The sequence below is a fragment of the Streptomyces sp. WAC04114 genome (genome assembly GCF_019733245.1).
In the GTDB taxonomy this organism is placed as follows: domain Bacteria; phylum Actinomycetota; class Actinomycetes; order Streptomycetales; family Streptomycetaceae; genus Streptomyces; species Streptomyces massasporeus_A.
Genome location: NZ_JAIGQA010000026.1, coordinates 1 through 26,453 on the forward strand (window position 1 = coordinate 1; position 26,453 = coordinate 26,453).

Genomic DNA, 26,453 nt, shown 5'->3' on the forward strand with positions numbered 1-26,453 from the left:
GTGGGACGCCTTCTGGGGACAGCGGTACGCCGTCGTCCACGACCCGGACGGCAACGGAGTGGATCTGTACGCCCCGCTAGCCACCGCCGCCGAGTAGTTCCCCCAGCGGCAGCCCCGCCAACTCCCTCACGTCGCGGGCCAGATGGGCCTGGTCGGCATAACCGGCCCGGGCGGCCGTCTGTGCGAAGGGCACACCGGCCCGGGCCAGTTCGAGGGCGCGGCGCAGCCGCAGGATGCGGGCCAGGGTCTTGGGGCCGTAGCCGAAGGCGGACAGCGAGCGGCGGTACAACTGGCGTGCGCCGAGGCCGAGTTCATCGGCGGTGGCGGCGACGGGGCGGCCCGCGTCCAGGGCGGTGACGACCTGCCGGAGCAACGGGTCCGGGGGTTCGGCAGCGGCGGCCTGCCGCAGCGCCAGCTCCTCCAGGCCGCTCGCCGGGTCGGGGGACGCGTTCACCCGGTCGGCCAGCCGCCGCACCTGCGAGGCCGGCCACAGGTCCGTGAGCTCGACGCGCCGGTCGCGAAGCTCGTGCGCCGGCACGCCCAGGAGCGCCGGTGCCGTGCCCGGGTAGAAGCGGACTCCCGTCCAGGGGCCGCTCACCCCGTCCGGGAGGTAGGCGCGGGTGTCGGGCCCGGCGACCATCAGCCGCCCGTCGTGCCAGAGCAGATCCATGCACCCGTCGGGCAGGACCCGTCCCACCCCGGGCCGGGACGGGGTGTTGGTCCACACGACCGCCCCGGGCAGCCGCGACGCCCGCTCCACGTACACGGGGGCCAGGCTACGCCGCGAGCGGGTGACCGGCACGGGCCAGGAGGACAGCGGGCACGAGGCATCATGCCAAGGCACCGACGCCGTTCCGACTGCGGGCAGGGGGCCCGGCACCCGCCCCTACGCCCCCCGCCCCCGATACTCCACCGGACTCACCCCGTACACCCGCTTGAACGCCGTCGACAGGGCGAAGGCGCTGCCGTAGCCCACCCTGCGGGCCACCGCGTCGAGGGTGTCGGCGGAGTCGCGCAGGCGGTCGGCGGCGAGGGCGAGGCGCCAGCCGGTGAGGTAGCTCATCGGGGGCTCCCCCACCAGGGCCGTGAAGCGGCGGGCCAACGCGGCCCGGGACACCCCGGCCTTCGCGGCGAGCGTGGCGACGGTCCACGGGTGGGCCGGGTCGTCCTGGAGCAGGCGCAGGACGCCGCCGACGACCGGGTCGGCAAGGGCCCGGTACCAGGCCGGCGCCTCCGCCTCGGGGCGTGCGAACCAGGCCCGTAGCGCGGCGATGACCAACAGGTCCAGCAGCCGGTCCAGGACGACCTCCTGCCCCGGTTCGTCGCGGGTGATCTCCTCGGTGACGTAGGGCATGAGCGGGCAGTCCCACACCTCGGACGTGAGGGTCAGCAGCGGCGGCAGAGCGTCCAGCAGCCGCCCGCCGACCTCGCCCCGCATCGGGTAGGTGCCGATCAGCATCACGGTCTCCCCGCCGAGCCGGTCGCCCCAGGTGCGCACCCCCAGGTCCATGGAGCCGTTGAGGGGCCGTCCGTCGGGGTAGCGGCACTCCTGGTGCGGCAGGATCACCGCCTGCGGTGCCGTGTCGGGGGTGTCGGCGCAGGTGTACGGGTCCGGGCCGCGGGCGATGGCGAGGTCCCCGGCCGCGAGCCGCGCCCTTTCGCCCCGGTCGGGCACGATCCAGGCCTCGCCGCGGACGACGAGCATCACGGTGAGCGGTGCCCGGTCCTCGATGCGGACCGCCCAGGGCGGGTCGAAGCAGGCCCTGATCATGAACGCGCCCCGGGCGCGGGGCCCCTCCAGCAGACCGGCGAGTTGGTCCATGCGGCCAGCGTAGACGCGGTCGTATGGGAATGAGCCGTTGAGCGATGGTTCCGTGCGGCGTACGGCAGTTGACTCGGGAGCATGACGAACACGGCGGAGAACACGACACAGAACGCGGTACGGAACACACCGGGCATGACGGTGGTGGTGACCGGCGCCTCGGGGCGTACCGGGAGCCGGGTGGCGAGGGCCGCCGAGGCGGCCGGGCCGGCCGTGCGGGCGGCGTCGCGGGCGACGGGGTTCGACTGGTGGGACCGCTCGACCTGGACGGACACCCTGCGCGGCGCCGACGCGGCCTACCTCGCCCACCCCACGGACGTCGGCGCCCCGGGCGCCGCGGAGGCGGTCGGCGCGCTGGCGCGGGAGGCGGTCCGGCTCGGGGTGCGGCGACTGGTGCTGCTGTCGGCGCGGGGCGAGGACCAGGCCCTGCCCACCGAGGAGGCGCTGCACTCCTCGGGGGCGGACTGGACGGTCGTACGGGCCGCGTGGTTCGCGCAGAACTTCAGCGAGGGGCCGCTGGCGGCGGAGCTGCGGGAGAGCGGTGAGCTGGTCTTCCCGGCCGACGAGGTGCGGGAGCCGTTCCTCGACGTGCGGGACATCGCGGACGTGGTGGTGGCCGCGCTGACGTCCGGCGACCGGTACGTGGGGCGGACCCTCACGCTCTCCGGGGCGCGGCTGCTGACCTTCGGGGAGGCCGTCGCGGAGATCGCCGGGGCGACGGGGCGGCCGCTGACGTACCGGGCCGTCCCGACGCGGGACTACGGAGAGGCGCTGGTCGGTTTCGGTGTGCCGCCGCAGGAGGTGGCGGGGATGACCGCGATCTTCGACACGCTCCTCGACGGCCGCAACGCGCACCTCTCGGACGGCGTGCGGGAGGTCCTGGGCCGTGCACCCCGGGACTTCGGCGACTTCGTGCGCGAGGAGGCCGCGGCGGGGACCTGGAAGGCCTGAAAGGGGGGTCGCGGCGGCCGTCACTTCTCCTCGGGCGGCTGCCCCTCCCCGTTGACCTGGGTGCTCTTCACGTGGCTGTTCTTGACGTGGCTGTTCTTGACGTGGGTGCTCTTCACATGGGTGCGCAGGCGGGCCGAGACGTCCTCGGGCGGCAGGAAGCGGGACCAGCGTTCCGGGAACTCGGAGGGCATGTCCGGGTCGCCTTCGCCCGTGGCCGTGGCGCGGGCGACGTACTCGGCGACCTGCGCCTGCCGCATCCGCTCGTTGGCCTCGCGGGCGGCGGCCGTGGCGGCGGCCGGCCAGACCCGGTCGATGGCGGCGTTGACCGCGGCCCCGACGAGCACGGCGAACGCGGACACACCGATCCACAGCAGCACGGCGACGGGCGCGGCGAGGGAGCCGTAGATCGTGGGGCCCTCGACCGTGCTGGTCAGGTAGATCCGCAGCAGGAAACTGCCCAGCACCCACATGCCGAGGGCGACCAGCGCGCCGGGCACGTCCTCGATCCACGGGGAGCGGACCGGAACGGACACGTGGTAGAGGGTCGTCAGGAAGGCGATCGACAGGAGGATCACCGTGGGCCAGTAGAGGACCTGGACGAGCGTCGTCGACCACGGCACGATCCGCACCACGGCGTCCGGCCCGGCCACCATCAGCGGCAGCGCGACCGAGCCGATCAGCAGGGCCACGATGAACAGCAGGAAAGCCATCAGACGGGTCTTGACGATGCCCCGGACGCCGTCGAGGCCGTACATCACGGTGATGGTGTCGATGAAGACGTTCACCGCGCGGGAGCCCGACCACAGGGCGAACAGGAAGCCGATGGAGATGACGTCCGGCCGGCCGCCCTTCGTCACGTCGTGCAGGATCGGCTGGGCGATCTCGCGGACGCCCTGGTCGGACAGGACCGTGCGGGAGGCCTCCAGGAGGTTGGTCTGGAGGCTCTGGATGGTGTCGGCGCCGGTCCAGGCGTCGACGTAGCCGAGCAGTCCGATCATGCTCAGCAGCAGCGGCGGCACCGACAGCAGAGTGAAGAACGCGGCCTCGGCCGCGAGGCCGAGGATGCGGTACTCGACGCAGGAGTTGACGGTGTCCTTGACCAACAGCCAGGCGGTCCTGCGTTTGGAGACGTTGCGGTAGAGGGCCCGCGCCCGGTGGAGGCGCCCGGTGGGCGTGTCGGGGGTGTCACTTGCTGGCTGCACCCCCTAACGGTATCCGCCGTGCCCTGCCCCACTCACCCACCGGCCGGGTCTTCGCCGACCGGTCCGGGTTCACCGGGTGCCAAGGTGCCACCCCGGGGTACGTTCGCACCATGGCAGGCAGCACCCACACCGTGACGAACCAGGTCCCGCCGCTGGTCGGGTACGACGTCTTCTCCGCCGACCGGTCTCTGACCGATGCGGTCGACCGGCATCTCGATCCGGATCTGCGCGACGACGTCCTCGGCGAGCTGGCGGCACTCGGCCGGGCCTCCGGCTCGGCCCAGGTGCAGGAGTGGGGGCGGCAGGCCAACGAGAACCCACCGCGGCTGCACACGCACGACCGGTACGGCAACCGCATCGACGAGGTCGAGTTCCACCCCTCCTGGCACCGGCTGCTCGGCAAGGGCGTCTCGGCCGGTCTGACGGCGGCTTGGGACCGACCGGCCGGGCATCTGCGACGGGCCGCCGCCTTCGTCGTGTGGACGCAGGTCGAGGCCGGCAACGGCTGCCCGCTGTCGATGACGCACGCGGCGGTCCCCGCCCTGCGCACCGACCCGGACCTGGCCGCCGAGTGGGAGCCGCGGCTGACGTCCATGGTCTACGACCGTGAGCTGCGGCCCGCGCGCCTCAAGGCCGGGGCGCTGTTCGGAATGGGCATGACGGAGAAGCAGGGCGGCAGCGACGTCCGGGCGAACACCACGTCGGCGCGGCCCCTCGCCGAGGACGGGACGTACGAGCTGACCGGGCACAAGTGGTTCTGCTCGGCGCCGATGTCCGACGGCTTCCTGGTGCTGGCGCAGGCTCCGGGCGGGCTGACCTGCTTCCTGGTGCCGCGGGTGCTCGGGGACGGCACGCGCAACGTGTTCCTGATCCAGCGGCTCAAGGACAAGCTCGGCAACCGGTCGAACGCGTCGGCCGAGGTCGAGTTCGACGGGACGTGGGCGCGCCGGGTCGGGGAGGAGGGGCGCGGGGTGCGCACCATCATCGGGATGGTCGCGGCGACCCGGCTCGACTGCGTGCTCGGCTCGGCGGGGCTGATGCGGCAGGCCGTGGCGCAGGCGGTGCACCACTGCACGTACCGCGAGGCGTTCGGCGGGAAGCTCGTCGACAAGCCGCTGATGCGCAACGTCCTCGCCGATCTGGCCCTGGAGTCGGAGGCGGCGACGACGCTGGCGCTGCGGCTCGCGGCGGCGTACGACGACGGCGGCGAGCAGGAGCGGGCGCTGCTGCGGATCGCGGTGCCGGCCGCCAAGTACTGGGTGACCAAGCGGTGCCCGCCCGTTGCGGTGGAGGCGGCGGAGTGCCTGGGCGGCAACGGCTACGTCGAGGAGTCCGGGATGCCGCGGCTGGTGCGCGAGTCGCCGCTGAACTCGGTCTGGGAGGGCGCGGGCAATGTGCAGGCGCTGGACGTGCTGCGGGCGTTGCGGCGGGAGCCGGGCGCGCTGGACGCGTATCTGCGGGAGGTCGGGCAGGCGCGCGGTGCCGATCATCGTCTCGACGCCGCCATCAAGAACCTGCTGACCGAGCTCGCCGACCTGGAGGGTGTGGAGGGGCGGGCGCGGCGGCTGACGGAGCGGCTCGCGCTGGTGCTCCAGGGTTCGCTGCTGGTGCGTTTCGCGCCACCCCAGGTCGCCGACGCGTTCTGCGCGGGGCGGCTCGGGGGCGACGCGGGAGCGGCGTTCGGGACGCTGCCGCACACGCTGGACCTGGCGTCGGTGGTGGAGCGGGCGCGTCCGGTCTCCTGAACCGGTCCGCTGTTCCGTGTGCGCGGAGGTTCCGTGTGCACGGAGGTTCCGTGTGCGCGGAGGTTCCGTGTGCGCGAAAAAGCGAGGGTGGTGCTGCGCCGACACGGCACCACCCCCGCAGCACTGGCCCGTTCGAGCCACTGAACGCCGATCGGGACGGCGCCGCTCAAGTTTCGGACACGGTCGGGCCGTCCACCAGGGTTGCAGGGGGTTGCAACTTGCTGCTGACTGTGTGCGGACTGTGCACGAGCCGGCGGGGCAGACGGCACTATGAGACGCACAGTCAAAAGCGACTCGGGGGGCGCACGCGGATGGACGTCACGCACTTGGCCGCCGTGGACAGCACGCGTGCGGCCCGGGTCCTCAGCCAGGTGCGTTCCGCGCGGCTGGCGGGGCAGCCGGCTCCGGTGGCACCGCGTCCGGTGATCGAGCGGTCCTGGGAGCGGATGATGCGCAGCGGCGTCGATCCCGACCACGACGTCCGGGCGGATCCGCTCCCCCGCGAGGAGGTGCAGCGGCGGCGCGAGACGTCGGTATTGCGCCATGTGCTGCCGGTGCTGAGGGAGGGGCTGCTGGCGGCGGCGGACGTGGCGCACCACATCATGGTGGTGGCCGACGAGGACGGCCGGGTGCTGTGGCGCGAGGGCAGTGCGCCGGTGCTGCGCAAGGCGGACGGGCTGGGCTTCGAACTGGGCGCGGACTGGCGTGAGGACGTGGTCGGAACGAACGGTCTGGGCACCCCGGCGGTGGTGCGCCGGCCCGTGCAGGTTTTCGCCTCCGAGCACTTCGTGCGCTCCCAGGCCGGCTGGACCTGTGCGGGCGCCCCGCTGACGGATCCGCGGGACGGCCGGCTGCTCGGCGTGGTGGACGTGAGCGGCCCGCTGGAGACGATGCACCCGGCGACGCTCTCCTGGGTCGGTTCGGTGGCCAAACTCGCCGAGGCCCGGCTGCGGGAGATGCACACGGAGTCGCTGGAGCGGCTGCGGGCGGTGGCGGCGCCGGTGCTGGCCCGGCTCGACGGCCGTGCCCTGGTCGTCGACCCGGACGGCTGGACGGCCGCGGTCAGCGGGATGCCGTACGCGCGGCGGGTCGCGCTGCCGAAATCGCTGTCGGCGGGCCCGAGATGGCTGCCGGCGCTCGGGCTGTGCTCGGTGGAGCCGCTGGCCGGGGGCTGGCTGCTGCGGGTGGCCGACGACGAGCCGGGCCGGCGCGGTCCGGCCAGGATCGTGCTGGACCTCAGGCAGGCGCGGCGCTGGTCGGTGCAGGTGCTCGGCGGGGCGGGCTCCTGGACCCGGGAACTGAGTCCCCGGCACGCGGAGTTGCTGTACCTCCTGGCGGTCCACCGCTCCGGCCGCAGCGCCTCGGGGCTGGCCGGGGACGTGTTCGGCGACCCGGCCCGCACGGTGACGGTGCGTGCCGAGATGTCGCGGGTGCGGCGGTATCTGGGGGCGTTCCTGGAGCACCGGCCGTACCGCTTCGCCGAGGCGGCCGAGGTCGAGGTGCTGCTTCCGGACGACCCGCGTGATCTGCTGCCGCACTCGACCGCACCGGCCGTGAGCAGCCGGCGCAGGTCCCCAGCGGCGCCCTGAGGTTCACCGCGCGTGGCGTACAAGCCGCCCCGAGCGGTGCATCTTTCGCATATTTGCGGGGTCTTCGTCCGCCGACCCCCTCACCTGCCGTAGCATCCCTCTACGGACCGCCCCACCTGCTCCTCCGCCAACGTGCGGATCACCAGGCGCAGTTGGTCCGTCTCGGGAGGACGTTATGAAGCATCGCGGCAGACACCGGCGGCGCAGGCGGGGCAGGGCGCTGCGCGCGACCCTGGCCGGGACGGCCCTCGCACTCACCGCCGCCGCCACTTTGATCAGCGCCTCGCAGGCCACCGTCGCCGACGCCCCCGGGGCTCTGAAGCCGGTCGCCGCGTCCGACGAGGCCGGGCGGCTGCCGCTGGCCGAGCACCGGGTGCCGGGGCAGTGGCTGGACCGGCTCGCGTCCAAGATGGGCCGGCCCGTCGGCGTCGGCGCGGTCCTGGAGGGCGCCGACCTGCCGCTGCGGAGCGCGGCCGGCTGCTCGACGGCCGAGAAGCACAGCCTGCCGGTGGAGCCGGCGGCCACGCGCGCATACTGCTTCGGCGCCTCCGACACCCGCGGCTGGCGGGCCGGCGCGGTCACGACCTCGGGTGACGCGGACGACGACGGCCTCTGGGGCGGCAACCGCGTGATCCTCTCCGGCTGGACCCGGGGCGCGGCGGGCGGCTCCCTGGACGGCCCGGCCCCCGGGCAGGGACTGGCCAAGGTCGCCTTCGTCGACGCGAACGACCCCGGCGCGCTCCGCTACACCTGGGCCCTGCTGGCCGTGCCGGTGGACGGCGGGCGGGACTACCGGGGGCTGGTCTCCCCGCTGTCCGGCATGGTCTGGTACCAGGACAAGCTGCTGGTGACGACCCGCGAGGGCGACCGGGACGCGCTGTACGTGTACGACATGGACCGCATCCAGCGCGCCACCGTCGAGTCCGACGCGGTCGGCCGGGTCCGGGGCGGCTGGGCCGCGCACGGTTACCGCTTCGTGCTGCCCGCCGTCGGCTCGTACACCCTGCCCCGCGGGGACGACATCTCCCGCCCGGCCACCGTCTCCCTGGACCGCAGCACCTCCCCCGACAGTCTGGTCGCGAGCGAGTGGGTGCCCGCGGACGGCGACCGGCACACCCGGCTGTGGCGTTACGCGCTGAGCCGGGATCCGGCCCGCACCGGCCTGCTCACCACCGACTTCTCCGGCGAGGCAACCCCGGTCGAGGCCTACGAGACGAAGACGGCCGACGTGCGGGGCGTACTGGCCCACCGCTCGGGCTGGTACCTCGACCGCGCGGCGGGCAGCCCGGGCGGGCACGGGACGCTGTGGCGCCAGGACACCGAGGGCGCGGGAGCCACGGAGTGCGGCACGGACGGGACGCGGCACTGCTGGAGCGGCGGGGCGGGTTCCCTGTCCTACTGGGAGGCGACCGGCGAGGTCTGGTCCCAGTCGGGGCGGATGCTGTTCGCGCTGCCACTGACGTCGATCGACCGGGCGCTGGACTGACCGGCACCGGTCGCCCGGGCCGGGGACCGATCGACAGACCAGGTGGTCAGATGGTTTTCTGGCCCGCATGACCACCATCGCCGTGACCACCTGGTCCCTGGAGCAGACCGCCCCGACCGACCTGCTGCCGGCCGTCGCGCCGGACGGGGACGTCCGGGTCGTCCGCTCCGAGGTGCCCTCGCCCGAGTTCAGCCGGTTCCTGTACGCGTCGGTGGGCGGCGACATCCGCTGGACGGACCGGCTCGGCTGGCCGTACGCGCGATGGGTGGAGCATCTGGAGCGGCCCGGCGTGGAGACGTGGGTGGCGTACGACCGGGGCACGCCCGCCGGGTTCGTGGAGTTGGAGGCGCAGGACGACGCGGTCGTGGAGATCGTCTACTTCGGACTGCTCCCCGCCTTCCGCGGCCGACGCATCGGCGGGCACCTGCTGTCGTACGGCGCGGCCCGGGCCTGGGACCTCGCGGACCGCTGGGCGGGGCTGACCCCGACGAAGCGGGTCTGGCTGCACACCTGCAGCAAGGACGGCGAGCACGCGATGGACAACTACCAGCGGCGGGGCTTCAAGCTGTTCGACACCAAGGTCGAGGAGGAGGCGGACGTCTCCGCTCCGGGACCGTGGCCTGGGGCGTTCCCCGTCTGACCTGGTCGGACACCTCGGGAGCCCCCGATGTGACCCACGACACCCTTGTCTTGCTGTGCGAGACAAGGGTGTCCGCATCTTGGACGAAGCTGGACTGTGTCCAGATCGCCGTGACACGCTTCCGTCATGTCTGGAACTGGAATTGCCTTGGTGAGTCGGCGGCACGTCGACCTCGGCCGCATGTCCAGCGCCATCTGTCCGGCGCACTGAGCGTACTCAGCCCGCGCCCGACATCTTCCTTTCCTGCCTCACCCCTGCGCAATGACGCGCCCTATGCCCATGCGCACGCATGCGCAGGTCAGAGCCGCATTTTCGCCTGTCCCGAAGGACGTATCAACCATGGCCGCCACCCCGCAGAACCCTGCTGCCGCGACTCCCCGCCGCAAGGTGAGCCGTCACCGCGGTGAGGGTCAGTGGGCCGTGGGGCACCACACCCCACTGAACGGCAACGAGCAGTTCAAGAAGGACGACGACGGTCTCAATGTGCGGACACGCATTGAGACGATCTACTCCAAGCGGGGCTTCGACTCGATCGACCCGAACGACCTGCGCGGACGCATGCGCTGGTGGGGTCTGTACACCCAGCGCAAGCCCGGCATCGACGGCGGCAAGACGGCCGTCCTGGAGCCGGAGGAGCTGGACGACGAGTACTTCATGCTGCGCGTCCGGATCGACGGCGGCGCGCTGACCACGCGGCAGCTGCGGGTCATCGGCGAGGTCTCGCAGGAGTTCGCGCGCGGCACCGCCGACATCACCGACCGGCAGAACGTCCAGTACCACTGGATCCGGATCGAGGACGTGCCCGAGATCTGGAACCGGCTGGAGGGCGTGGGCCTGTCGACGGTCACCGCCTGCGGCGACACCCCGCGTGTGATGATCGGCTCCCCGGTGGCGGGCATCGCCGAGGACGAGATCATCGACGCCACACCGGCCCTGGAGGAGATGAAGCGCCGGGTCCTGAACAACCCGGCGTACTCGAACCTCCCCCGGAAGTTCAAGACCGCGATCTCCGGCTCGCCGGTGCTGGACGTGGTGCACGAGATCAACGACGTCGCGTTCGTCGGCGTCGTCCACCCCGAGCACGGTCCCGGCTTCGACGTGTGGGTCGGCGGCGGCCTGTCCACCAACCCCAAGCTGGGCGTACGCCTGGGCACCTGGGTGTCGATCGACGACGTGCCGGACGTCTACGAGGGCGTCATCTCGATCTTCCGCGACTACGGCTACCGCCGGCTGCGCAACCGCGCCCGGCTGAAGTTCCTCGTCGCCGACTGGGGGCCGGAGAAGTTCCGGCAGGTCCTGGAGGACGAGTACCTGCAGCGCAAGCTGACCGACGGCCCGGCCCCCGAGCAGCCGTCCCAGCTGTGGCGCGACCACATCGGTGTGCACCGGCAGAAGGACGGCCGGTTCTACGTCGGCTTCGCCCCGCGCGTGGGACGCGTCGACGGCGCGACGATCACGAAGATCGCCGACCTCGCGGAGGCCCACGGCTCGGGCCGGGTGCGCACCACCGTCGAGCAGAAGATGATCGTCCTCGACGTCGAGGAGGACAAGGTCGAGTCGCTCGTCGAGGGCCTGGAGGCGCTCGACCTGACCGCCCGGCCCTCCTCGTTCCGGCGCGGCACGATGGCGTGCACCGGCATCGAGTTCTGCAAGCTGGCCATCGTCGAGACCAAGCAGCGCGGTGCGCAGCTGATCGACGAACTGGAGCGCCGCCTGCCGGACTTCGACGAGCCGCTCACCATCAACCTCAACGGCTGCCCGAACGCCTGCGCCCGTATCCAGGTCGCGGACATCGGTCTCAAGGGCCAGCTCATGCTCAACGACCAGGGCGAGCAGGTCGAGGGCTACCAGGTGCACCTGGGCGGCGCCCTGGGCCTGGAGGCCGGCTTCGGCCGCAAGGTGCGCGGTCTGAAGGTCACCTCCGACGAACTGCCGGACTACATCGAGCGCGTCCTGAAGCGGTTCCAGGCCGAGCGCGAGGACGGCGAGCGGTTCGCCACCTGGGCGGCGCGGGCCGGCGAGGAGGCCCTGTCGTGAGCGAGCGGATGGCCCCGTTCTACTGCCCCTACTGCGGGGACGAGGACCTGCGTCCGAGCGAGGCCGCCGAGGGCAGGCACGGCGCGTGGGAATGCGCGGCGTGCAGCCGGGCCTTCTCGTTGAAGTTCCTCGGGCTGCTGTCCCAGGGACTGAAGCGATCCGATTCCGGAGGGGCACAGATATGACGACCGCTCAGGAAGAGCGCACCACCGAGGACCTGAAGCAGCTCGCCGAGCAGGCGGGCCGCGATCTCGAGGACGCCTCCGCGCTGGAGATCCTCCAGTGGGCGGCGAAGACGTTCGGCAAGCAGTTCTGCGTGACCTCCTCGATGGAGGACGCGGTGGTCGCCCACCTCGCCGCCCGCGCCATGCCGGGCGTCGACGTGGTCTTCCTCGACACGGGCTACCACTTCGAGGAGACCATCGGCACCCGCGACGCGGTCGAGGCCGTGATGGACGTCAACCTCATCACGCTCACCCCGGTGCAGAGCGTCGCCGAGCAGGACGCGCAGTACGGCCCGAAGCTGCACGACCGCGACCCGGACCTGTGCTGCAAGCTGCGCAAGGTGCAGCCGCTGGAGCAGGGCCTGAAGGACTACCGGGCCTGGGCGACCGGGCTGCGCCGCGACGAGTCCCCGACCCGTGCGAACACCCCGGTGGTCGGCTGGGACGAGAAGCGGCAGAAGGTCAAGATCTCGCCGATCGCCCGCTGGACCCAGGACGACGTGGACGCGTACATCACCGAGCACGGCGTCCTGACGAACCCGCTGCTGATGGACGGCTACGCGTCCGTCGGCTGCGCCCCCTGCACCCGCCGGGTCCTTCAGGGCGAGGACGCGCGCGCCGGGCGCTGGGCCGGCCGGAGCAAGACCGAGTGCGGACTGCACGGATGACGACGATTCAGGAGAGTGACGTGACGACCGGAGCCACCGTCTGGCTCACGGGTCTGCCGAGCGCCGGCAAGACCACGATCGCCTACGAACTGGCCGGCCGGCTCCGCGAGGAGGGCCACCGGGTCGAGGTGCTCGACGGCGACGAGATCCGCGAGTTCATCTCGGCGGGCCTCGGCTTCAGCCGCGAGGACCGGCACACCAACGTGCAGCGCATCGGCTTCGTCGCCGAGCTGCTCGCGCGCAACGGCGTGCTGGCCCTCGTCCCGGTCATCGCGCCCTACCAGGACAGCCGGGAGGCGGTGCGCAAGCGCCACCAGGCGAACGGCACCGCCTACGTCGAGGTGCATGTCGCGACGCCCGTAGAGGTGTGCAGCGAGCGCGACGTGAAGGGGCTGTACGCCAAGCAGGCCGCCGGTGAGCTCACCGGGCTCACCGGGGTCGACGACCCGTACGAGGCGCCCGAGTCACCCGATCTGCGCATCGAGTCGCAGAACCAGACCGTGCAGGAGTCCGCGGCCTCCGTGTTCGCCCTGCTGACCGAAAGGGGACTGGCATGACGACCGTCGCCACCGTTTCCGAGGAGACCGGCAGCCCGTACGCGCTGTCGCACCTCGACGCCCTCGAGTCCGAGGCGGTGCACATCTTCCGCGAGGTGGCGGGCGAGTTCGAGCGGCCGGTGATCCTCTTCTCCGGCGGCAAGGACTCCATCGTCATGCTGCACCTGGCGCTGAAGGCCTTCCGGCCGGCCTCGGTGCCGTTCTCGCTGCTGCACGTGGACACCGGGCACAATTTCCCCGAGGTCCTCGACTACCGCGACCGCACGGTCGAGAAGCACGGGCTGCGGCTGCACGTCGCCTCCGTGCAGGACTACATCGACCGCGGTGTGCTCAAGGAGCGCCCGGACGGCACCCGCAACCCGCTGCAGACGCTGCCGCTGACCGAGAAGATCCAGGCGGAGAAGTTCGACGCCGTCTTCGGCGGCGGCCGCCGCGACGAGGAGAAGGCCCGGGCCAAGGAGCGGGTGTTCTCGCTGCGCGACGAGTTCTCCCAGTGGGACCCGCGCCGCCAGCGCCCCGAGCTGTGGAACCTCTACAACGGCCGGCACGCCCCCGGTGAGCACGTCCGTGTGTTCCCGCTGTCCAACTGGACCGAGCTGGACGTGTGGCAGTACATCGCCCGCGAGGGCATCGAGCTGCCGCAGATCTACTACGCGCACGAGCGCGAGGTGTTCTCCCGCAGCGGCATGTGGCTGACCGCCGGCGAGTGGGGCGGGCCGAAGGACGGCGAGACCGTCGAGAAGCGCCTGGTGCGCTACCGGACGGTGGGTGACATGTCCTGCACCGGCGCGGTGGACTCCGAGGCCGACACCATCGAGAAGGTGATCGTCGAGATCGCCGCCTCCCGGCTCACCGAGCGCGGCGCCACCCGCGCCGACGACAAGATGTCCGAGGCCGCGATGGAAGACCGCAAGCGCGAGGGGTACTTCTAGAGATGAGCACCATCACCACCGAGGAACTCGCGGAGACCACGCTCCTGCGGTTCGCCACCGCCGGCTCCGTCGACGACGGCAAGTCCACCCTCGTGGGCCGGCTGCTGCACGACTCCAAGTCGGTCCTCACCGACCAGCTGGAGGCCGTGGAGCGCGTCTCCGCGAGCCGCGGCCAGGAGGCGCCGGACCTCGCGCTGCTCACCGACGGCCTGCGGGCCGAGCGGGAGCAGGGCATCACGATCGATGTCGCGTACCGCTACTTCGCCACGCCCCGGCGGCGGTTCATCCTCGCCGACACCCCCGGCCATGTGCAGTACACGCGGAACATGGTCACCGGCGCCTCCACCGCCGAGCTGACGGTGGTCCTGGTCGACGCCCGCAACGGCGTGGTCGAGCAGACCCGCCGGCACGCGGCCATCGCCGCCCTGCTGCGCGTGCCGCACGTGGTCCTCGCGGTCAACAAGATGGACCTCGTCGGCTACGAGGAGAAGGTGTTCGCCGCCATCGCCGAGGAGTTCACGGCGTACGCGACCGAGCTGGGCGTCCCCGAGGTCACCGCGATCCCGATCTCGGCGCTCGTCGGCGACAACGTGGTGGACCCCTCCGCCAACATGGACTGGTACGGCGGCCCGACCGTGCTGGAGCACCTGGAGACGGTGCCGGTCAGCCACGACCTGAGCCACTGCCACGCCCGGCTGCCCGTGCAGTACGTGATCCGGCCGCAGGGCCCGGACCACCCGGACTACCGGGGCTACGCCGGCCAGATCGCGGCGGGTTCCTTCCACGTCGGCGAGTCCGTCACGGTGCTGCCGTCGGGCCGGGCCTCGAAGATCGCCGGCATCGACCTGCTGGGTGAGCCGGTGGACGTGGCCTGGACGACGCAGTCGGTGACCCTCCTGCTGGAGGACGACATCGACATCTCGCGCGGCGATCTGATCGTGCCGAGCAAGGACGCGCCCGCGACCACGCAGGACATCGAGGCGACCGTCTGCCATGTCGCGGACGCCCCGCTGACGGTCGGGCACCGGGTGCTGCTCAAGCACGGCACCCGCACGGTCAAGGCGATCGTCAAGGACATCCCCTCCCGCCTCACGCTCGACGACCTGTCCCTGCACCCGCACCCGGGACAGCTCGTCGCCAACGACATCGGCCGGGTGAAGGTCCGTACCGCCGAGCCGCTGCCGGTCGACTCCTACGCCGACTCGCGCCGCACCGGCTCGTTCATCCTGATCGACCCGAACGACGGCCAGACCCTCACCGCCGGCATGGTCGGCGAGTCCTTCGCGGCGCCGGAGCCGGTCAAGGACGAGTCCGAGGACGACGGGTGGGACTTCTGACATGACCTCCCCGGACTTCTACTCGATGTTCGCCAAGGAGGGCGGCCGCGTCGGCAGCGGGGCTCTCGGTAGCGGGCAGGGCGGAGTGGCGCGATGTGTGCGCTGACGTACGCGCACTGCCCGCGCGCCCTCGCCCCCCACCGCCGTAGACGAAAACCTGCCGACCTCCCGGCCACGACCTGAGAGACCGTGACCGCCGGGCCTGGCGAGAGGACCACCTCCCGTGCCTGCTTCATCCGCTCTTCGCCGCTCTCTCGCGGTCGTCGCCGCGCTTCCCCTGCTCACGCTGGCCGCTTGCGGTTACGGCTCCCAGGCCAAGGACGACGGCGCCGCCAAGGTCGCCGCCGGTGCGAAGAAGATCGACGGACTCGATTCCGTCAAGATCGGCTACTTCGGCAACCTGACCCACGGCACCGCTCTGGTGGGCGTGCAGAAGGGCATCTTCCAGAAGGCCCTCGGCGCCACCGAGGTCAAGCCGGCCGTCTTCAACGCGGGCCCCTCGGAGATCGAGGCGCTCAACTCCGGTTCCATCGACATCGGCTGGATCGGCCCCTCCCCCGCGATCAACGGCTACACCAAGGCCGCGGGCAAGAACCTGCGCATCATCGGCGGTTCGGCGTCCGGCGGCGTGAAGCTCGTGGTGAACCCGGACAAGATCACGTCGCTGAAGGACGTCAAGGGCAAGCGGATCGCGACTCCGCAGCTCGGCAACACGCAGGACGTGGCGTTCCTCAACTGGGCGGCGGAGCAGGGCTGGAAGGTCGACCCGCAGAGCGGCAAGGGCGATGTCACGGTCGTCCGCAGCGACAACAAGGTCACCCCGGACGCCTACAAGTCCGGGTCGATCGACGGCGCGTGGGTGCCGGAGCCGACCGCGTCGAAGCTGGTGGCCGAGGGCGGCAAGGTGCTGCTCGACGAGTCGACGCTGTGGCCGGACAAGAAGTTCGTGATCACGAACATCATCGTGCGTCAGGACTTCCTGAAGGAGCACCCGAAGGTCGTCGAGGCCGTCCTCAAGGGCTCGGTCGAGACCAACAAGTGGATCAACGCCAACCCGGACGAGGCGAAGGCGGCGGCGAACAAGCAGCTGGAGACGGACTCCGGCAAGGCGCTGCCGGCCGAGGTGCTGGACCCGGCGTGGAAGTCGATCCGGTTCACCGACGACCCGCTGGCCTCCACCCTCGGCACCGAGGCGGAGCACGCGGTGAAGGCGGGCCTGCTGCAGAAGCCGGACCTGAACGGCATCTACGACCTCGCGCCGCTGAACAAGGTCCTCAAGGCCGAGGGCGAACCCGCGGTCGACGACGCCGGTCTCGGCGTGAAGTAAGCCCGCAACCCGAAGCCGCATGAAGAGTTCCCAGGAGGTGACGACCATGGCCACGACCCTCGCCAGGGCCGCCGACGGCACCGAGTCGGCCACGCACGCCGCTCGCATCGAGCACGTCTCGAAGTCGTTCGCGGGCCCCGCCGGGCAGCAGCTCGTCCTGGACGACATCACCCTCGATGTCGCGCCCGGAGAGTTCGTCACCCTCCTGGGGGCCTCCGGCTGCGGCAAGTCCACACTGCTCAACCTGGTGGCGGGCCTGGACCGCCCCAGCGTCGGCGCGATCGCCACGGACGGCCGTCCGGCGCTGATGTTCCAGGAGCACGCGCTGTTCCCGTGGCTGACCGCGGGCAAGAACATCGAACTCGCCCTGAAGCTGCGGGGCGTGCCGAAGGCCGAGCGCCGCGAGCGTGCCGAGGAGCTGCTCGAACTGGTGCGGCTGAAGGGCGCGTACGGCAAGCGGGTGCACGAACTGTCGGGCGGCATGCGCCAGCGCGTCGCGCTGGCCCGGGCGCTCGCGCAGGAGAGCAAGCTGCTGCTGATGGACGAGCCGTTCGCGGCGCTGGACGCCATCACGCGGGACGTGCTGCACGACGAGCTGACCCGCATCTGGCGTGAGACGCAGGTGTCCGTCCTGTTCGTCACGCACAACGTGCGTGAGGCGGTCCGGCTCGCCCAGCGTGTGGTGCTGCTGTCCTCCCGCCCGGGCCGCATCGCCCGCGAGTGGCGGGTGGACATCCCCCACCCGCGCCGCATCGAGGACACCGCCGTGGCGGAGTTGTCCGTCGAGATCACCGAAGAACTGCGTGGGGAGATCCGCCGTCATGGCCAGCACTGATTCGACGACCGTCGCCAAGGACGGCAACGATCTCGCCGGGCTGGAGGCGGGCCTCGACGCGCTGGAGACACGGCAGACGAGCCGGACCCCGTTCCGGCAGACCTTCACCCAGAAGATCCTGCCACCCGTCCTCGCCGTGGCTCTGGTCCTGGCGGTCTGGCAGGCGCTCGTCTCGTTCAAGGTCGTCGACGACCCGACGAAGCTGCCCGCGCCGTCCGCGGTGTGGGACGTCGTGCACACGGCGTGGCTCCAGGGCGAGTTGCTCGGCTACATCTGGACCAGCGTCTCGCGCGGTCTGCTCGGCTTCTGCTTCGCCCTGCTGATCGGCACGCCGCTGGGCCTGATCGTGGCCCGGGTGAAGTTCATCCGCGCGGCGATCGGCCCGATCCTGTCGGGCCTGCAGTCCCTGCCGTCGGTCGCCTGGGTGCCGCCGGCGGTGATCTGGCTGGGTCTGAACAACTCGATGATGTACGCGGTGATCCTGCTCGGCGCGGTCCCGTCCATCGCCAACGGCCTGGTCTCCGGCGTCGACCAGGTGCCCCCGCTGTTCCTGCGCGCGGGCCGCACGCTCGGCGCGACGGGCCTGAAGGGCACCTGGCACATCGTCCTGCCCGCCTCCCTGCCCGGCTATGTGGCGGGTCTGAAGCAGGGCTGGGCCTTCTCCTGGCGCTCCCTGATGGCCGCCGAGATCATCGCGTCCTTCCCCGACCTCGGCGTCGGCCTCGGACAGTTGCTGGAGAACGGCCGCAACGCGAGCGACATGGCCATGGTGTTCGAGGCGATCCTGCTCATCCTGATCGTCGGCATCGCCATCGACCTGCTGATCTTCAGCCCGCTGGAGCGGTGGGTGCTGCGCAGCCGCGGCCTGCTGGTGAAGAGCTGATTCCCATGACGAACAAGCCCGTCCTCCTGGTCATCGCCCACGGCAGCCGCGACCCGCGCCATGCCGCGACGGTGCACGCCCTGGTACGCCGGGTGCGCGCGACGCGCCCCGACGTACGGGTGGAGACGGGCTTCCTGGACTTCAACGTGCCCTCGGTCCAGGGGGTCCTGGAGTCCCTGGCGGTGCAGGGTGTGCGCGACGTCGTGGCCCTGCCCCTCCTCCTCACCCGGGCGTTCCACGCGAAGGCGGACATCCCCGCGGTCCTCGCGGACGCGCCGCCGCAGCTGCGCATCCACCAGGCCGATGTCCTGGGCCCCTCGCCGCTGCTCATGGCGGCGCTGGAACGGCGCCTGTTCGAGGCGGGCCTGACGCCCGCCGACAAGTCCTCGACCGGGGTCGTCCTGGCCTCGGCGGGGTCCACCGACCCGGAGGCGATCGCAGTGATCGCAGAAATCGCGCGGGAGTGGCGGCACACCGGTTGGTGCGCCGTGCGGCCTGCGTTCGCCTCCGCATCCCTTCCGCGCACGCAGGACGCCGTCCGCGAACTGCGCGCGCTCGGCTGCTCCCGGGTCGCCGTCGCCCCGTACGTCCTGGCTCCCGGCTTCCTCCCGGACCGCATCGCCCGGGGCGCGGCCGAGGCGGACGTCCTGGCGGATGTCCTGGGAGCGGCGCCGGAAGTGGCGCGGGTGGTGCTTCAGCGGTACGAGGCGGCCCGGATGCCGTTGCCGGCGGCCGTGAGCGCCTGACGGGTCACGCCGCCGTCTCCTCGTGCGGTTCGGGTTGGAGGGCGAAGGAGTACGGGGCCCATGGGCCGGTGATCTCCACGCGCAGGCCGGGGACGCCCTGGGCGGCCGTGAGGATTCCCGTGCGGAATGCGGTGACCCGGTCCTTCGGGACGAGGTAGGCGTCGTTGCCGATGTTGGTGCCGGGGGCCGTGCCCGCCAGGCTGCCGCGTTCGGGGGTGTGGGTGACGCGGTCGACGGCGAGGGTCCCGGCCGTTTCGGTGAGGCGGGCGGCCGCCTGGGCGACCGTGCGCCAGGCCTCCTCGTTCCTGCGCTGCCTGCGGCGGCGGATCACCTGGTAGGCACGTCCGACACCGAGGCCCGTGACCGGGTCCTGCTCGGGCTCGGTGTCGGACTCGGGCGGGGTGATGTCCGAGGCGGCGTAGATCTTGACGCCGAGTTCGACGTGGCCGGTGAGGCGGTCGAGCAGGGAGAGGAAGTAGCCGCGGCGGGTGTCGAGGGCCTGCCGGGCGGTGTCCTCGTCGCGGTAGACGGTGGCGAGGCGCAGGGGCAGCACGGCGGCGCCGGAGGCCACCAGGGCGGCCACCACGGCGTGATGGGAGCGGACCGTGGACTCCAGCCAGTCCAGGTCGTCGAGGTGGGCCTGGAGGGGAGCGTCGTCGTAGTCGCCGTGCGGGACGTGGCCGACGGCGAAGGCGAGCGGCGGGCTGGAGACCGCCGGGTCGACCAGGTGGATCGGCTCTCCGGCGACACCGCGCAGGTGGGCCGCGGCCGCAGCGGCCTCGGGGGTGCGGCGCAGGACCGCGTAGGCGTAGACGAGGTTCGTGTCGCTCATGACTGCGGGCTCCTGTCGGTGGCCGTGCGATTCCTCTCGCGAGACTCCGTTCTCGTGCCGTCCGTCGGTAGGTACGCAGCGGACGGCGGAGGTGTTCACGGGGACGACCGACGGGTTGGCCCGGCCCCGCGGGCAGGGCCGACGTGACGTCGTGCAGGCCCTGCCCCCGGGGGCCTGCGCGTCACGTGGCCCGTTCGCTGAACGGGGTCGCCTGGTGGAACCAGAGCAGCCAGCGGCCCTCCGTGCGCCGCCACAGCGAACTGCGGTGTGCGCGGCTGCCGTCGTACTCGGTGTCGTAGGTGAGGTGGACCAGGTCCGGGGCGAGCTGCACCCCCCTGAGGGCGGAGACGGCGACGGGCCGGGCGCCGGTCTCGGTGGTCGCGGCCAGGGAGGCGATGATGGCGGCCCGGCTCCAGTGCCGGCCGGAGGCGCCGAACTCGTGGAAGTCGGGGTGCAGCAGTGCCCCGACCCGGTCGGGCGAGCGGCGGACCTTGGGCGTGAGCAGGGCGAGTTCGCCCTCCATCGCGGCCTCGACGGCCGGGTTGTGCTCAGGCACCGGTCATCTCCACGAGCTTGACGACCGTGTTCCAGTTGCGGCTGGTGGCGATCACGCCCTTGGTGAGGCGCGGCTTCGACAGGTGTTCGGCCAGCTTGGAGCGGCCCAGTCCGTTCGGGGCGTACAGGTACAGGGCCCGGTCGCCGAGGCGGAACTCCTCGGGGAGGTAGGCCTCCTGGTCGATCTCCCCGAAACGGTCGGGGGTGACGGGGGCGGAGAAGTAGGTGACGTGGAGCTGTTTGGGCTCCAGGTCGGCGGCCGGGAAGGGGCAGGCGTCGGCGATGGCCCGCAGATAGGCGTGATCGCGCACGATCACGTCGACGCCGAAGCCGAAACGCTTCTCGATGGCCCGCGCGATCTCACCGGCCAGCGACTCCTCGTCGCCGTGGCCGGAGGAGAACACGGCCTGGCCGCTCTGCAGGTACGTGCGGACGTCGCCGAGGCCGAGATCCGCCAGGAGCGTGCGCAGGTCGGCCATGGGGACCTTCCTGCTGCCGCCCACGTTGATGCCGCGCAGCAGGGCCGCGTATGTCGTCGTCATCCGCTCACGATAAGGCGGCCGTCGTGCCCCGTGGGGGTGGGCACGACGGCCGCCGCGGGCAGCTGCCCGGCCCCGTAAATTACTCACCGGTCAGTGCGGGGCACAACCGTCTGCCCAGGATCCACACACCCGGGGACCCGGACATGTCCGGCGATAGGTGTAAGGGACCACGGTCCGTGGGGGTCCTCCCCAGTGGGGAGAGGGCTCGCTCCATGGGGATGAGTTCCGGCTCCGCCACGTCACCGGGCAGCACGACGAGATGGCTTTATCCGGCCCATACCTTCGAAACGAAAGGGGGCGGCAGGGGGTCGCCACCGCGTCACGAGGGGGCAAGCCCGTCATGGGGAACGGAGACATACGGGTGCGGGGCCTCGCCGCCCGGGCCGGTGGCTGGAGCGCCAGACACCGATGGGCTGCCGTCGGCATCTGGGTGCTGTTCGTCGTCCTGGCGATGGGGCTCGGTTCGGCCGCGGGCCGGGTCGACGTCAAGGACAGCGACCAGCTGAAGGGGGAGACGCACACCGCCGCGCGGATCGTGGAGGACGCCGGCATCGACGAGCCGGCCGGTGAGACCGTGCTGATCCAGGCCAGGGGCGGTGACCTGAAGGCGACGGACCCCGAGTTCCGGGATGCCGTCGACGCGGTCGTGCGGGCCGTCGAGGGAACCGGCAAGGTCACCGAGGTGACCTCGCCGTACGAGACGAAGACGATCTCGAAGGACGGGCGCAGCGCGCTCGTGCAGTTCGACATGCGCGGCGAGTCGGACACCGCCGGCGAGCGGGTCGAACCGGTGCTGAAGGCCGTCGAGGGCGTCCAGGAGGATCACGCGTCGCTGCGGATCGAGGAGATCGGCGGCGCCAGCATGATGAAGACGTTCGACGACGCGTTCGGCGAGGACTTCAAGAAGGCCGAGTACTCCGCGGTGCCGGTGGCCTTCGGCATTCTGCTCATCGCCTTCGGGGCGCTGGTCGCGGCGCTGCTGCCGGTGGCGCTGGCGGTCACCGCCATCATGGCGACGATGGGCCTCATGGGCGTGGTCAGCCACGTCATGCCGATGAGCGAGACCGCCAACTCCGTGATGCTGCTGGTCGGCATGGCGGTCGGTGTCGACTACTGCCTGTTCTACCTGCGCCGGGAACGCGAGGAGCGGGAGGCCGGCCGGGACGCGCAGACGGCTCTGCGGATCGCCGCCGCGACCAGTGGCCGGGCGATCGTCGTCTCGGGTGTCACGGTGTGCGTGGCGATGGCGGGCATGCTGTTCACCGGGCTCGCCGAGTTCGAGGCGATGGGCCTGGCCTCGCTGATGGTGGTGGCCGTGGCCATGGTGGGGTCCGTGACCGTGCTGCCCGCGCTGCTGTCGCTGCTGGGCGAGCGCGTCGAGAAGGGCCGTCTGCCGTTCCTGCGGCGGCGCAAGCGCAGCGGCGGCACTCAGGACAGCCGGTTCTGGACGGCCGTCCTGCGGCGCGTCCTGGCCAAGCCGGTGGTCGCCGTCGTGGTGGCGGCCGGTGCGCTGCTGGCCATCACGGCTCCCGCGCTCGGCATGAAGACGCAACAGCTCACCCTGGACCAGGAGTTCGGCGACTCGCTGCCCATCGTCCAGACGTACAACCGGCTCAACGACGCCTTCCCGGGCGGTTCCGAGCCGGCCGAGGTGATCGTCAAGGCGCACGACATCAACGCGCCGGAGGTGAAGTCCGCGCTCGCCGACTTCCGTGACCGGGCGATCAGTTCGGGCGCCTCGCGGGGCCCGGTGGAGATCAAGCTGCACGACGCGCAGAACGTCGCGTTCGTCTACGTCCCGCTCGTGGGCGGTTCCGACCAGGACAGGGCGGGGGCGAGCCTGGACCTGCTGCGGGACGAGGTGCGTCCGGCCACGCTCGGCAAGGTCGACGGTCTGGAGGCGCCCATCACCGGGCAGGTGGCCGGGTCGAAGGACTTCAACGACCAGCTGGCGGGCGCGGTCGTTCCGGTGTTCGCGTTCGTCGTGGTCTTCGCCTTCGTCCTGATGCTGCTGTCGTTCCGTTCGCTGACCATCGCGGTCACCTCGATCGTGCTGAACCTGCTGTCGGTGGGCGCCGCGTACGGCATTCTCGTCGCGGTCTTCCAGCACGGCTGGGGCGCGTCCCTGGTGGGCGCGGAGGGCGTCGGCGCGATCATCACCTGGCTGCCGCTGTTCCTCTTCGTGATCCTGTTCGGCCTGTCGATGGACTACCACGTGTTCGTGGTCTCCCGGATCCGCGAGGCGCGGCTGCGGGGCCTGGCGACCAAGGACGCGATCCGGCACGGCGTGGTCACCACGGCCGGGGTGGTCACCAGTGCCGCGGTCATCATGGTCGCCGTGTTCGCGATCTTCGGGACGCTCTCCATGCAGTCCATGAAGCAGATGGGCGTCGGCCTCGCGGCGGCGGTCCTCATCGACGCGACGATCATCCGCGGTGTGCTGCTGCCGGCCGTGATGGCGCTGCTCGGGGAGCGCAACTGGTATCTGCCGAGGTGGCTGCACCGGCTGCCGGACCTCACGCACGACGAGACGCCGCAGGCGGTCGTCGCCCCGGCGGCGCGGGACGACGAGGGCGAGCCCCTCAAGGTCTGATCGCCGCGGTGGCGTGGAGGGGCCCGTCGGTTGCCTGCCCAGGCAATCGACGGGCCCTTCCACGGCCTGGCGTCACCAATGAGCGCTGCCCACCAGGTAGGCGATGCCCGCGAGGACGGCCAGGACCAGCGCGGGGATCGCCAGGCCCTTCGCGACCGAGGTCAGTGTCCGCGTACCGCTCGCCGCCTGCTTCGTGTAGTGCTCCCGCCGTGTGTCCAGGTCGTGCCGGGCGAACGCGCCGACGAACAGGGCCGCCGCACCGGTGATCAGACACACGATGAGCGGTGTGAGCGCTCCGTACTCGCGGATGTCGTTCTCGACGTTGCCGGTCACACCTGCGTCGGCCCGGGCCACGATGGCCACCGCTCCCCGCTGGATGGTCATGAAGAGCATGGCGAGCGCCGTGACGGCGAGGGCGAGCGCGGCACCGGCGAGGGCGGGAGCGCGCCGGGACGGGGTTTTCCCGTCCGTTCGCTTCTCCTTTTCCGTGGTCCTGGGCGGCTCCTTGGTCCTGAGCGGCTCCTTGGTCCTGGGCGGCTCCTTGGGCTTGGAGGGGATGTGCGAGGGACCGATGACCACCGTGCGCCGCTTGTCGTCCGGCGGGGGCTGCGGCGTCGTGGAGCGGTTCGGGACGTGCGGTCCGGGCGTCCGGGGACCGTCCGCCGGGGTCACCTCCGCCTCGACGTGGATCACGGACTCGTCGGCCACGCCCTTCAGCGCGATGTCCCCGGAGAGGTGCCCCTCGGCGGTCGTGTCGACGTGGACCTCCAGACCGCTCCGGGTCGGATCGACCCGCAGCCACGGCTGTTTGGGCTGGACCACGCAGTGACGTGCCAGCGGTGGGCCCTGCATGGTCACGGGAAGCCTCGGAGAGGTCGAGCCCCTCGGTATCCGGCCGAAGTCCAGGCGGTCCGGGGACGGTGCCAGGCGGATCGTGCTCAAGGCGTCGGCCGCCAGATCGGCGAGCGGCTGGACTTCGTCGTGGGCGACCTCCCCCAGGTGCTGACGCGCCCCTTCCGCCACGGGCAGCTCGGGGCGCTGCAGTCGCTTGCACAGCTCCGTGACGGCGCCCTGACGTCTGAGGAATTCGTCGCTGTGCAGAGCCGCCTGCAGAGCGGACGGCGAGGGAATGGCAACGATCTTGATGCCGCCGCGCCGGCTGTGTGCCAGATGCAGCTCCCCTTGCAGCTCCGCCGCCTTCTTCGGTGTCTGGTGAGGGTTCCGATCGCGTACATGCCGGTAGACGTACTCATACAGGTCGTCGAGGGAGACGTTGCCGTCTGCGTCGAGGTCGGCCTCGCCGGTCTCCAGGCCTTCGACCACCGCGTGCGTGAAAAGCGAAGGTCGCGGAGCGGAGTTCTCGGTGAGTTCGCGGTCCTCGAAGGCGTACTCCATGGAGTCGGACGCGGTGATGACGGCCCAGCCGCGCCCGCCGGCCGGCTCGTCCTTCGCGAACGACTCCAGGACGTTGACATCTCCCGCAGCGCGCACGGAGGCCGAGCCGCGGGAGAAGGCGCCGCCGTAGCAGCAGTCGAGGAACAGGACGCTGCGGCCCGCCCGGGTGCCGGACAGGCAGCCGCGGACGAACTGGGAGGCGACAGCCGTGGCGGCCAGCAGCGGGGGCTCGGTGTCGCTCGCGGCGAAGTACAGCTCGCCGGACTCGCTCTTGAGGCCGTGGCAGGAGAAGTGCAGCAGGAGCGTGTCGGCGCGGCGGCGGTCGTTGAAGAAGCCCTGGATGCGCCTGCGCATCAGGTCGGCCGAGGCGTTGTGCACGACCTCCACCTCGAAGTCGCCGATCTGCGGGTCGTGCAGCACCCGTTCGAGAGCCGCGGCGTCCTGGGCGGGCGCCTTGAGCTTCTTGAGCCCTTGGTCGGCGTACCGGTCGTTGGCGATGATCAACGCGTGTCTGGAATCCGTCATGGCTCGGCTCCAGCCCTGGAGTGGCGCTCGACGAAGATCCTGAACGCCTCGGTGACCTGGTCGTCGGTCGCCTCGGACACCTCCAGGACGTCGTCCCCCATCCGCAGGTGCAGGGACGGGTGGGTGTCGTGGCCACGGCCCATCCACGACCGGATCACGGTCATCACCTGGTTCAGGGCGGTGGCCGAGCTGCCCAGGGTCACGAGCAGGGCACCGATCTGGGTGACGTCCACGGCGCGCGTTCCGGGCGGGGCCTCGCCGCCGGGGAGCGTGGCGACGTCGTCCACGTCGAGATCGAGCAGTTCCTCGCGCAGATAGCCGGTCAGCTCCGCGACGCGCTCGGCTTCCGCGTCCTCTTCGGTGAGGAGGATGTGCAGTTCGTTCTCCACCGGGTCACCCCCTTTTCGTCCGTCGGAGCGGCGCAGAGTCGGAGTGTCGGTGGGCTCTACGTCATCACTTTCAGTTTCCGCTGCTCAGAGCGGGGCGGCAAGTCACCCGGGACGGAATGAAATTGACGGCTCAACGGTAAAGTTCCTCGTTCAACTTGGGCTGGCCCAGGTTCGCGAACGGGCCCTACACCAGCCGCCGCACCTCGAGCACCCGCTCGTCGCAGCGCACGATCTCCAGCTCCCGCTCCGGACGGCCGCCCCCGAAGGACAGTGCCAGGTGGCGGTCCGAGACGAGCCGCCAGCGGCCGGGCACCGCTCCGGGGGCGTCGCCGTGTCCCACGGGGTGGTCGACGAAGCCGCCGTCGGGTGCGAACTCCATGCCGTGGCGCCCGCGCGCGGGTGGGAAGGGGAAGTCGTCCGGCCGGTAAACCCGTACGTCCTCGTGGTCCTCCTCGTAGAAGTGGAACCACGAACGGAACAGGTCCGACGGGGGCTCTCGCATGACCCGGCCACCTCACTCGTCCGACGCCGTCCGCATTGCCGCTCTGATACCGAAGTGACTAGAATTATCAGTGTATGGGTTCGGAGGGAACGGGCAACCGACCGCTCCGACCGGCGTCGCCCGGCCCTCGCGGCGCGTG

The 26,453-nt window shown here is 71.6% G+C and carries 26 protein-coding genes and 1 pseudogene; 18 read left to right on the forward strand and 9 right to left on the reverse strand.

Annotated features, from left to right (window positions below):
* A pseudogene (locus K4G64_RS40040) lies at window positions 1-97 on the forward strand (glyoxalase); the annotation flags it as partial.
* Here the strand turns inward: K4G64_RS40040 and K4G64_RS10260 are convergent.
* Together K4G64_RS10260 and K4G64_RS10265 are read right to left on the reverse strand one after the other, a co-directional pair.
* Window positions 77-766 (reverse strand): helix-turn-helix domain-containing protein, encoded by a 690-nt coding sequence (locus tag K4G64_RS10260; RefSeq protein ID WP_221755714.1) that lies wholly within the window; start codon window positions 764-766, stop codon window positions 77-79. The pseudogene K4G64_RS40040 and the gene K4G64_RS10260 overlap by 21 nt on opposite strands.
* A 120-nt stretch (window positions 767-886) precedes the next feature.
* A complete protein-coding gene (locus K4G64_RS10265) occupies window positions 887-1,822 on the reverse strand; it encodes an AraC family transcriptional regulator (RefSeq protein WP_221755715.1) in 936 nt (311 codons plus the stop codon).
* An 81-nt stretch (window positions 1,823-1,903) separates the two neighbouring features.
* Between K4G64_RS10265 and K4G64_RS10270 the strand changes: the two genes are divergently transcribed.
* On the forward strand, window positions 1,904-2,773 hold the full coding sequence (locus K4G64_RS10270) for an NmrA family transcriptional regulator (protein WP_260460282.1): 870 nt from the start codon (window positions 1,904-1,906) through the stop codon (window positions 2,771-2,773).
* Between the two features lie 20 nt (window positions 2,774-2,793).
* On the opposite strand, the gene K4G64_RS10275 is transcribed toward K4G64_RS10270, so the two are convergent.
* The gene (locus K4G64_RS10275) at window positions 2,794-3,975 is read right to left on the reverse strand and encodes a YihY/virulence factor BrkB family protein (protein ID WP_221755716.1); all 1,182 of its coding nucleotides are present in this window, start codon (window positions 3,973-3,975) and stop codon (window positions 2,794-2,796) included.
* Window positions 3,976-4,085: 110 nt separating this feature from the next.
* On the opposite strand from K4G64_RS10275, the gene K4G64_RS10280 reads away from it, so the two are divergent.
* From K4G64_RS10280 to K4G64_RS10350, 15 genes are all read left to right on the forward strand, one after another.
* Window positions 4,086-5,720, forward strand: a complete 1,635-nt coding sequence (locus tag K4G64_RS10280; protein ID WP_221755717.1) for an acyl-CoA dehydrogenase family protein — start codon at window positions 4,086-4,088, stop codon at window positions 5,718-5,720.
* 311 nt (window positions 5,721-6,031) lie between these two features.
* Window positions 6,032-7,309 (forward strand): GAF domain-containing protein, encoded by a 1,278-nt coding sequence (locus K4G64_RS10285; RefSeq protein WP_221755718.1) that lies wholly within the window; start codon window positions 6,032-6,034, stop codon window positions 7,307-7,309.
* 175 nt (window positions 7,310-7,484) lie between these two features.
* On the forward strand, window positions 7,485-8,795 hold the full coding sequence (locus K4G64_RS10290; protein WP_221755719.1) for a hypothetical protein: 1,311 nt from the start codon (window positions 7,485-7,487) through the stop codon (window positions 8,793-8,795).
* Between the two features lie 67 nt (window positions 8,796-8,862).
* Window positions 8,863-9,435, forward strand: coding sequence for a GNAT family N-acetyltransferase (locus K4G64_RS10295; protein WP_221755720.1), 573 nt, complete (start codon window positions 8,863-8,865; stop codon window positions 9,433-9,435).
* A gap of 126 nt (window positions 9,436-9,561) precedes the next feature.
* Window positions 9,562-9,645, forward strand: coding sequence for a putative leader peptide (locus K4G64_RS41365; RefSeq protein ID WP_311241247.1), 84 nt, complete (start codon window positions 9,562-9,564; stop codon window positions 9,643-9,645).
* Between the two features lie 129 nt (window positions 9,646-9,774).
* On the forward strand, window positions 9,775-11,472 hold the full coding sequence (locus tag K4G64_RS10300; RefSeq protein WP_221755721.1) for a nitrite/sulfite reductase: 1,698 nt from the start codon (window positions 9,775-9,777) through the stop codon (window positions 11,470-11,472).
* Window positions 11,469-11,657: a hypothetical protein gene (locus K4G64_RS10305; RefSeq protein ID WP_221755722.1), complete on the forward strand. Its 189-nt coding sequence runs from the start codon at window positions 11,469-11,471 to the stop codon at window positions 11,655-11,657. The genes K4G64_RS10300 and K4G64_RS10305 overlap by 4 nt, the downstream gene beginning before the upstream one ends.
* Entirely contained in the window at window positions 11,654-12,364 is a 711-nt protein-coding gene (locus K4G64_RS10310) for a phosphoadenylyl-sulfate reductase (RefSeq protein WP_221755723.1), read from the forward strand. The genes K4G64_RS10305 and K4G64_RS10310 overlap by 4 nt, the downstream gene beginning before the upstream one ends.
* Window positions 12,365-12,384: 20 nt before the next feature.
* On the forward strand, window positions 12,385-12,921 hold the full coding sequence (cysC, locus tag K4G64_RS10315) for an adenylyl-sulfate kinase (protein WP_221755724.1): 537 nt from the start codon (window positions 12,385-12,387) through the stop codon (window positions 12,919-12,921).
* On the forward strand, window positions 12,918-13,853 hold the full coding sequence (gene cysD, locus K4G64_RS10320; RefSeq protein WP_221755725.1) for a sulfate adenylyltransferase subunit CysD: 936 nt from the start codon (window positions 12,918-12,920) through the stop codon (window positions 13,851-13,853). The genes cysC and cysD overlap by 4 nt, the downstream gene beginning before the upstream one ends.
* Window positions 13,854-13,855: 2 nt before the next feature.
* Entirely contained in the window at window positions 13,856-15,190 is a 1,335-nt protein-coding gene (locus tag K4G64_RS10325; RefSeq protein WP_221755726.1) for a sulfate adenylyltransferase subunit 1, read from the forward strand.
* Between the two features lie 223 nt (window positions 15,191-15,413).
* On the forward strand, window positions 15,414-16,517 hold the full coding sequence (locus K4G64_RS10335) for an aliphatic sulfonate ABC transporter substrate-binding protein (protein WP_221755727.1): 1,104 nt from the start codon (window positions 15,414-15,416) through the stop codon (window positions 16,515-16,517).
* Between the two features lie 46 nt (window positions 16,518-16,563).
* The gene (locus K4G64_RS10340) at window positions 16,564-17,352 is read left to right on the forward strand and encodes an ABC transporter ATP-binding protein (RefSeq protein ID WP_221755758.1); all 789 of its coding nucleotides are present in this window, start codon (window positions 16,564-16,566) and stop codon (window positions 17,350-17,352) included.
* Entirely contained in the window at window positions 17,339-18,235 is an 897-nt protein-coding gene (locus tag K4G64_RS10345) for an ABC transporter permease (protein WP_221755728.1), read from the forward strand. Before K4G64_RS10340 ends, K4G64_RS10345 begins: the two co-directional genes overlap by 14 nt.
* Before the next feature lie 5 nt (window positions 18,236-18,240).
* Window positions 18,241-18,981 (forward strand): sirohydrochlorin chelatase, encoded by a 741-nt coding sequence (locus K4G64_RS10350; protein ID WP_221755729.1) that lies wholly within the window; start codon window positions 18,241-18,243, stop codon window positions 18,979-18,981.
* Between the two features lie 4 nt (window positions 18,982-18,985).
* Here the strand turns inward: K4G64_RS10350 and K4G64_RS10355 are convergent, their stop codons facing one another.
* From K4G64_RS10355 to K4G64_RS10365, 3 genes are all read right to left on the reverse strand, one after another.
* Window positions 18,986-19,813, reverse strand: a complete 828-nt coding sequence (locus tag K4G64_RS10355) for a GvpL/GvpF family gas vesicle protein (protein WP_221755730.1) — start codon at window positions 19,811-19,813, stop codon at window positions 18,986-18,988.
* A 181-nt stretch (window positions 19,814-19,994) separates the two neighbouring features.
* The gene (locus K4G64_RS10360) at window positions 19,995-20,369 is read right to left on the reverse strand and encodes a DUF4440 domain-containing protein (RefSeq protein ID WP_221755731.1); all 375 of its coding nucleotides are present in this window, start codon (window positions 20,367-20,369) and stop codon (window positions 19,995-19,997) included.
* The gene (locus K4G64_RS10365; RefSeq protein WP_221755732.1) at window positions 20,362-20,910 is read right to left on the reverse strand and encodes a DUF1697 domain-containing protein; all 549 of its coding nucleotides are present in this window, start codon (window positions 20,908-20,910) and stop codon (window positions 20,362-20,364) included. Before K4G64_RS10365 ends, K4G64_RS10360 begins: the two co-directional genes overlap by 8 nt.
* A 340-nt stretch (window positions 20,911-21,250) precedes the next feature.
* On the opposite strand from K4G64_RS10365, the gene K4G64_RS10370 reads away from it, so the two are divergent.
* On the forward strand, window positions 21,251-23,503 hold the full coding sequence (locus K4G64_RS10370; protein WP_221755733.1) for an MMPL family transporter: 2,253 nt from the start codon (window positions 21,251-21,253) through the stop codon (window positions 23,501-23,503).
* 72 nt (window positions 23,504-23,575) lie between these two features.
* Here K4G64_RS10370 and K4G64_RS10375 read toward each other — a convergent pair whose 3' ends face one another.
* The 3 genes from K4G64_RS10375 to K4G64_RS10385 all read right to left on the reverse strand — a co-directional run bounded on the left by K4G64_RS10375 (window position 23,576) and on the right by K4G64_RS10385 (window position 26,314).
* Window positions 23,576-25,423, reverse strand: a complete 1,848-nt coding sequence (locus K4G64_RS10375; RefSeq protein WP_221755734.1) for a caspase family protein — start codon at window positions 25,421-25,423, stop codon at window positions 23,576-23,578.
* Window positions 25,420-25,812, reverse strand: coding sequence for a hypothetical protein (locus K4G64_RS10380; RefSeq protein ID WP_221755735.1), 393 nt, complete (start codon window positions 25,810-25,812; stop codon window positions 25,420-25,422). The genes K4G64_RS10375 and K4G64_RS10380 overlap by 4 nt, the downstream gene beginning before the upstream one ends.
* Before the next feature lie 184 nt (window positions 25,813-25,996).
* Window positions 25,997-26,314 (reverse strand): hypothetical protein, encoded by a 318-nt coding sequence (locus K4G64_RS10385; protein ID WP_221755736.1) that lies wholly within the window; start codon window positions 26,312-26,314, stop codon window positions 25,997-25,999.
* Window positions 26,315-26,453 lie beyond the last annotated feature (139 nt).